Origin of the sequence: Runella sp. CRIBMP (genome assembly GCF_009905605.1) — a bacterium.
Taxonomy (GTDB): domain Bacteria; phylum Bacteroidota; class Bacteroidia; order Cytophagales; family Spirosomataceae; genus Runella.
Map to the genome: position 1 here is coordinate 67,603 of NZ_JAAAKZ010000021.1, position 7,292 is coordinate 74,894.

The following is a 7,292-nucleotide window of genomic DNA, read 5'->3' on the forward strand; positions in this document are numbered from 1 at the left end:
AAAAGCGTAGACATTTCTTCTGCGCTTTTTCTATTTTTGCGCCTATGAACCTTTCTGTTTACGCCCAGCAATATCGTCAAGACCTCCTTCAGCGCCTTGTTCCGTTTTGGACGGAATTCAGTTTGGACCCGATTCATGGGGGCTATATCTGCGTGATTTCGGGAAAAGGCGAGGCGATTACGTTTGATAAATGGATTAAATGGCATGGTCAACAGGCTTGGGCTTTTGGGAAATTATACCAACTCACCCAGCACGATGATTTTCTCCGATACACTCTTCAAGGGGCTGATTTTTTACTTCATTTCGGAGCCGATACCAAAGATAATTGGTGGGAAATTGTGGACTGTACGGGACGTGGAGTGCTGGATGCATCGGATGCAGGGGCCGAGGCGGCTGCGGTGGCGGCGTGGAGCTTGGCGCATGAACTGACGGGTGAAGAAGCCTACGCCGATTCGGCTAAAAAGACGTTGACAAAAGCCGTTCGCCGCCGTGAAAAAGGACTGCAAAAACGAACTGAGGCTATTTTTGCAGGGCGTCAGTTAAAAAATATCGGAGAATTAAGCGCTTTGGCGAAGGCCCTGACGGCCTCTCAAAAGCTCATGGGCGAAAAAACATTTCGTGAAAAAGGGGAAGCGTTGCTACACGAATTGACCAAGCATTTTTGGGAGCCTCGTGCCAACATTGTGCTCGAAAATGTATTTCCTGATGGGGGCTATTCCGATTGTTTATTGGGCCGGAGAATCCATCCTGGGCGTGTTTTTGAGGCATTTAATGCTTTTTATGAATTAACCAAGGTGCTTAATAAACGTCGCATCCGTCAGCAATTGGCGCAGCACATTTTGCACCTGGCTGATACTACTTGGGACGATGCCTACGGGGGCTATTTTCATTGGCTGGATGTAAAAAGTCTGCCGGCATCCGAGCCAGAGGCCTACTATAAATACGCATGGGTGCAGCTCGAAGCCGGAACGGCTTTATTGCGGGCCTATCAGGTGTTGCAAGACCGAACCCTGCTCAAGCATTGGCAGCGGGTAAATGATTATCTGTGGCAACATTTTCGCGATAATTCTAAAGAAGGGGAATGGGTAGGTGTGTTGAGCCGTCACGGAGAACCCCTCTTTACGCTTAAAGCTACTCCCGAAAAAAACGCTTATTATTCCATCAAAAACCTGATAGAAAGTGCTGATTTACTGGAGGTTTTGATAGACAAGTAGGGGCGGGTTTTACGTCGACCCACCTTGTGTCTGCACAAAAACGTTGAAATGGCCCAACGTTTACCGTAAATCTCGCTTCATCAAAACGTAACTTTCCTTCTTGTATCGAATAATTTATTCTGGCCGTTATTGCGTATCAAAACGAGGATTTCGTAGGTGCCTGGGGCCACCGATGCGCGGTGCATAGAGGCCGTAAAGCCTTTGTCCCAATACCAACCACGACGAATGAAGGTTTTCAGAGGCAATGGGCGTTGGGTGCCAGCGGCCATGTAGGTATGCTTTGAGGACTGGAGCATGATGTACGCCCCGTCGTCGAAGTCGCGTGTAGGCCGAATGAAATCTTTGTGGTAATCAATCGTCAGGATATCCCCTTTAAAATATACCGAATCAAGAAGAAAGGGCTCTTTGGGCATGGCTGTTTCTGGGGTGGTTTCGAAAAACAAATTGGGTTGATACAACCGCTGGATTTGCCTAAAATCTTCACCTGTCAAATCAAACATTTTTAATCCCAACAAATCATCGTTGTACATTGAATTGAATTCCTGTACCACCGCTGCCCGACGATTATTGACCGCAGGCGCAACGGCGTAGTATAAAATTAACAGGTTGAAAACAACGCTCAGACCGATTGTTAAGGGCAAAAGCCATTTTTTTGAGTCGCGAAGCCAATGAATTAATAGTAGATACCCAACCACCAACAACCACGTTGGGTACATCCTGTACCGGCCTTTAAACATTCCAATGAGGCCATCTCCTTCGGCGCGTTTGTAGACCACACCAAGGGCCGTCAGACAAATGAAAAGTAATAAAAATAGGGTAAAAAACTGAACTTCGTTCATCTTTACCGTAACCTGAAAATGACGAATTTTTAGCCCGAAGTTTTTTAGGTCCAACGCTTTTAGCAAAAGCCATAGAATACCGCCCAATAGCACCGCACCCCAGGCTACCGAACCCCATACCGCAAGGTTGGAAGGGGCGTACACATCTACATTGATCGATGAACCAATAAATGCCAAAAAGCAGGTAACCGCGTGGCCATAACTGCTTGGATTGGTGAGGTCGAGGCCACTCGGAGAAGCGTGAGCGCGAGTAAGACTATAAAGTAACATGGTGGCGGCAAACGCTCCTGCCGTGATGCCCGCCATTTTTTTGCGCTGCATCAGTACGAGCAGAAAGCCGCCGATGAGAAGAGTGACAAGACCGTTGCCGTAGGTAAAAGTGGCAAATAAAGAAAAAAGGAGGGCTAAAAATAGCCTTGGAAGTGTGGAAGGCGTAGCGTAAAAATAACCCGCCATCATCACAAAAAACAGTAGACCAAAGTTACCCAGCGAACTGGTTCCCCAAAAGATATTTTCGAAGGAATGAACGCACAAGAGAATCCAGCAAACGGGAATAAAATACGCAAATGGAAGAGAACGGCTAGGGGACGATGAAGGTATTTTTTGAAAAATAAGGAACAAAATGCCCAACTGCCCAATCCATAAACCGTTGCTTATCATCATCAGCGATTTGAGGTTGACGTGTCCAGTGAGCCAATAAGAAATGAGCACTACTGAACGTGTAAATACAATGCGATGCTCAGGAAATCCGACCGTCAGCCAATCTAGTTTTTCGTGCCAGTTAGCTGATTTTTGCCATTGCTCAATGATTTGTAAAACGTGCGTGTCATCATAAGCCACGTAATTTACGTTGAGCGAGATGGCTTGAAAAAACAATAAATACAAAATGAGCGGCAATAAACACAGCGTGCGGACAACGGAACGATGCTGGAAAAGACGGTCGAAAAATTGCATACAGAAAGTTTAAAACGGCTAAAATTAGTAAGTTAGTAGCCGTGAAGGAACAGAAAAATAATAAACCCTAAATTAAAAATTGATAAAGTGTTGTTTGTTAGGGACTTATGTTTGATTGATGACTCTATTTTTTTAAATAATTCTGGCTCCAACTCTACCCTAAAACTTTTTTTCAAATGAAATTTTCTACATTTCTATTTTTTGGCTTTTTATTGACAATGGCAGAATCCCGAGCGCAAAACCCTTACTTAGCAACCAAAAACGGGCAGTTGGAGCTTACGCCAGCAGGTGCGTCCTTTTTGGCAAAATTGCCGCTTCACTGCATCAATACTGAATATCCCAACAAAACGGGACACACACTGGAAGCCGAAAAAGATGCTCGACTGAGTCCGAAAGAATTGCATCCGTCATTTTATGGGTGTCTGGATTGGCACTCTTCGGTGCATGGGCATTGGATGCTGGTGCGATTGCTGAAAACGTTTAAAAATCTGCCCGAAGAAGCGCAAATTCGTCATATTTTGAACGACAGCTTTGCCCCCGATAAGCTGAAAACCGAAGCAGATTATTTTACAAAGTACCCCTTAGCCAAAACCTTTGAGCGCACCTACGGCTGGGCTTGGCTGTTGAAGTTGGACGAAGAACTTTCTACTTGGGATGACCCGCAGGCGCGGCAATGGCACCAACATCTGCGTCCTTTGACGCAACAGGTGGTGGGGCTTTGGACTGCTTTTTTGCCCAAACAAACCTACCCAAACCGAACGGGCGTGCATCCCAACACAGCCTTTGGGTTGGTGTTTGCGCTTGATTATGCCCGGACGGTAAAAAACACCGTTTTTGAAGCGCAAATCATTCAGAAAGCCAAGGATTTTTACTTGAAAAACACCAATTCTCCCGCCTTTCAAGAACCCGATGGTTCTGACTTCCTCTCGCCGAGTTTAGAGGTGGCGGATTTGATGCGGCGTATTTTGCCCCAAGCGGCATTTTTGAAGTGGTTTAACGCCTTTTTGCCTGCCGCAGGGCTTCAAAATGTCATGAAAATGCCCATCGTGAGCGACCGAAATGACATGCAGATTGTGCATTTAGATGGTCTTTCTTTGAGCCGGGCCTGGTGTATGTTGGGTATTGCGCGGGCGTTGCCCAAAACTGACCCGCGGCGTGCATCGTTACTCAAAAGTGCCCATACTTTTATTAACACTACGTTGCCGCAAATAACGAACGGCGGCTATGGTGGCGAGCATTGGCTGGCGTCTTTTGCCGTGTATGCTTTGGGGCAAGAATGACTCAATACACCGCCGCGTAGTCGATGATAATTTCTATTTTTTCCCATTTCCCTTTTCGAACTTGAACGGGATTGATGTTCATCGCGTCGTCGAATAGGTTGGCATAGAGGCCTTTGTCTTCTTTGGTAAAAAGTGAGTAGTAGCCTGCGGGTAAGGTCACTTTAAACCGACCAGCCTTGTTGGTAGTTATCTTTTGGATGAATTTGGAATTGATTTTTCGGTAAAAACCCGCGTCGTCTGCTGGCTCGGTTTGATTGGAGGAGGTGAGTTCGTAAATCAGGATTTCACGCGCAATAGGCGAGCCTTTTGGATTAGTTACTTTAACATCGGGTGAAGGCATCAGATTTCCCGAACGCCAAAGTACTGTTCCTGAAATTCCCTGAGTTATTTTTTTCTTTTGGGGAAGAGCCACCTGATAAACCAGTATGTTGCACAGGCAAATCATAAGGAGCCTTTTTGTGCGAATAAATAGGTTGAAGTTCATATCTATTTTTATGGGCCTGTTTAAGAGATTAAATGTTTGGCAGGAAAAGGAATGCAATAGATTGTAAAATTATTCTTTTCAAGTAACTTGTACTACAATTGTTTTACTCTAAACTTTCCTACTTTAAAAATGAAAAAGGTAACAATCTCATTTCTTTTTTGGGGAATTGCCTTACACTTAACCGCTCAGAGTGTGACGCTAACACCAGGTATAGTAAATCAAATCACCAACTCTGCTACTGATAATGATTTGACAATTACGGGAGTGGGCACTACCAATATCCCTTCACTTATCGGAAGACGGGCACGTGGTACAAACGACGTTCCTTCAGCTGTATTATCAAACGACGTCTTGTTTTTTACTGGGGGGCGAGGTTATAACGGTAGTCTATTTACGACTGCAATAAGCCCTGGCATACAATTTCAGGCTACAGAGAATTGGACAATCAGTGCCAATGGTTCGGCCATTTTATTTAAAACCACCGCGAACACTTCTACTGTGGCTGTTGACAGGATGTTGATTAATCACAATGGTAATGTAGGTATTGGTACGCTTAGCCCCTTGGCAAAGTTAGATGTAAGTGGCGAAACTAAAATCGGTAGCAACGGAACTAACTTGACAGAAATTATAAAGGTAACAAGGGTTGGCGATATAGTGAGTACCGCGTCTGGGGTAGAAGCTACCTTGACATTTAGCGTTGCGAATGCCCAGCCTGGGTCAACCGTTTATGTGTCACCAAGTCAAAATCTACCTGATGGTCTGATTATAGCACATGCTCTTTCTGAAGCTGCAAATACCGTAGAAGTGAAATTTTTCAATGCATCTAATGTAACGGTTGATCCACCTTCCATGAATTTTTACATCACTATAATACGGTAGTTATATGGTAGCTACTTCTAACCAAAGGATTCTTCTAAAGAAAACGAGGAGTGAGTGGAGACATAATGACTTATTATTTCTTCCAAAATGTCGTTGATTTCCTGATAGGACATAGTTTCCACCAATCTCATCCGGAAAGGTTTGAAGTTGTCTAAGCCTTTGAAATAAGAAGCGTAGTGCCGACGCATTTCTACGACTCCCGTGCGGTCGCCTTTCCAACGGATAGAAAAATCTAGGTGTTTGCGACAGGCTCGTACGCGCTCGGCGGTTGTTGGGGGTGCAAGGTGCTCGCCCGTACGCATGAAATGTTTGATTTCGTTGAAAATCCACGGATACCCAATGCTTGCCCGGCCAATCATGATGCCGTCTACGCCAAAACGATTGCGGTAGTCAAGGGCTTTTTCGGGGCTGTCGATGTCACCGTTTCCGAAAATCGGAATATTAATGCGTGAATTTTCTTTGATTCGGCCAATCAGCGTCCAGTCGGCATCGCCTTTATACATCTGTACGCGGGTTCGTCCATGAACCGTAAGTGCTTTGATACCAATGTCTTGCAGGCGTTCGGCTACTTCTTGTATATTTTTGGTAGACTCATCCCAACCCAGACGCGTTTTAACCGTAACGGGCAGGTGCGTGGCTTTGACTACGGCTTCGGTCATTTTGACCATTTTTGGAATATCCTGTAATAAGGCCGCACCAGCCCCCCGGCAAGCCACTTGTTTGACCGGGCAACCGTAGTTGATGTCAATCAAATCGGGGTTTACTTTGGTAGCAATGCGGGCGCACTCACCCATGGTTTCGATGTCGCTGCCGAACAACTGAATGCCGATGGGGCGTTCGTATTCAAAAATGTCCAATTTTTGCACACTTTTGGCTGCATCTCGAATCAACCCTTCCGACGACACAAATTCTGTGTACATCAAATCTGCTCCGCCTTCTTTACATACTGCCCGAAAGGGAGGGTCAGAGACATCTTCCATCGGAGCCAATAACAGCGGGAACTCGCCTAATTCTATGTTTCCTATCTTTACCATCGTCTCAATTTTGGCATCTTTAAAATGCAAATTTCGCGTTTTTTTCTTTATCTCTGAAAATAACCTATTTTTGCGCCTTATAATTCAAAACGATGCGCAGCCCATCCACTTGAGCTTACTCGTTAAAAACGACAAATGAAGCCTCGAGGTCGTCATCGCTAGACATAAATTCAGTTTGTAAACTCATACTTTGTAAATCGTAACCAATCAATGTCTTATCTATTCACTTCAGAATCTGTGTCGGAAGGTCACCCCGATAAAGTAGCTGACCAAATTTCAGATGCGCTCATCGACCATTTCATGGCGTTTGATCCAAAATCAAAAGTAGCCTGTGAGACCCTAGTGACCACAGGACAGGTAGTATTGGCGGGCGAGGTAAATACCAAAACGTACCTTGACGTGCAGCAGATTGCCCGTGATGTGATTGCAAAAATTGGATATACCAAAGCAGAGTACATGTTTGAAGCGCACTCGTGCGGGGTACTTTCGGCCATTCACGAGCAATCAGCAGATATTAATCAGGGCGTTGATCGTCAAACGGCCGACGATTTTGAAAGCAAAGCCAACGCGCAGGGAGCTGGTGACCAAGGAATGATGTTTGGCTATGC

Annotated in this window: 7 protein-coding genes; 4 read left to right on the forward strand and 3 right to left on the reverse strand. The window is 45.3% G+C overall.

Annotated features, from left to right (window positions below):
* Positions 1–44: 44 nt before the first annotated feature.
* Positions 45–1,214, forward strand: coding sequence for an AGE family epimerase/isomerase (locus tag GVN20_RS26760; protein WP_166561292.1), 1,170 nt, complete (start codon positions 45–47; stop codon positions 1,212–1,214).
* Positions 1,215–1,294: 80 nt separating this feature from the next.
* On the opposite strand, the gene GVN20_RS26765 is transcribed toward GVN20_RS26760, so the two are convergent.
* Complete coding sequence (locus tag GVN20_RS26765; RefSeq protein ID WP_166561293.1) at positions 1,295–3,007, reverse strand: hypothetical protein; 1,713 nt, start codon at positions 3,005–3,007, stop codon at positions 1,295–1,297.
* Between the two features lie 176 nt (positions 3,008–3,183).
* Between GVN20_RS26765 and GVN20_RS26770 the strand changes: the two genes are divergently transcribed.
* The gene (locus GVN20_RS26770) at positions 3,184–4,287 is read left to right on the forward strand and encodes a DUF2891 domain-containing protein (RefSeq protein WP_206023382.1); all 1,104 of its coding nucleotides are present in this window, start codon (positions 3,184–3,186) and stop codon (positions 4,285–4,287) included.
* Between the two features lies 1 nt (position 4,288).
* On the opposite strand, the gene GVN20_RS26775 is transcribed toward GVN20_RS26770, so the two are convergent.
* Positions 4,289–4,732 carry a carboxypeptidase regulatory-like domain-containing protein gene (locus GVN20_RS26775; protein WP_166561294.1) on the reverse strand — a complete coding sequence of 148 codons (444 nt, stop codon included), beginning with the start codon at positions 4,730–4,732 and terminating at the stop codon, positions 4,289–4,291.
* 168 nt (positions 4,733–4,900) lie between these two features.
* On the opposite strand from GVN20_RS26775, the gene GVN20_RS26780 reads away from it, so the two are divergent.
* On the forward strand, positions 4,901–5,650 hold the full coding sequence (locus tag GVN20_RS26780) for a hypothetical protein (RefSeq protein ID WP_166561295.1): 750 nt from the start codon (positions 4,901–4,903) through the stop codon (positions 5,648–5,650).
* Between the two features lie 17 nt (positions 5,651–5,667).
* Here the strand turns inward: GVN20_RS26780 and dusB are convergent, their stop codons facing one another.
* The gene (gene dusB / locus GVN20_RS26785; protein ID WP_166561296.1) at positions 5,668–6,684 is read right to left on the reverse strand and encodes a tRNA dihydrouridine synthase DusB; all 1,017 of its coding nucleotides are present in this window, start codon (positions 6,682–6,684) and stop codon (positions 5,668–5,670) included.
* Between the two features lie 210 nt (positions 6,685–6,894).
* Here dusB and GVN20_RS26790 point away from each other — a divergent pair.
* A partial coding sequence (locus tag GVN20_RS26790) for an S-adenosylmethionine synthetase N-terminal domain-containing protein (RefSeq protein WP_304621485.1) occupies positions 6,895–7,292 on the forward strand: 398 nt, incomplete at its 3' end.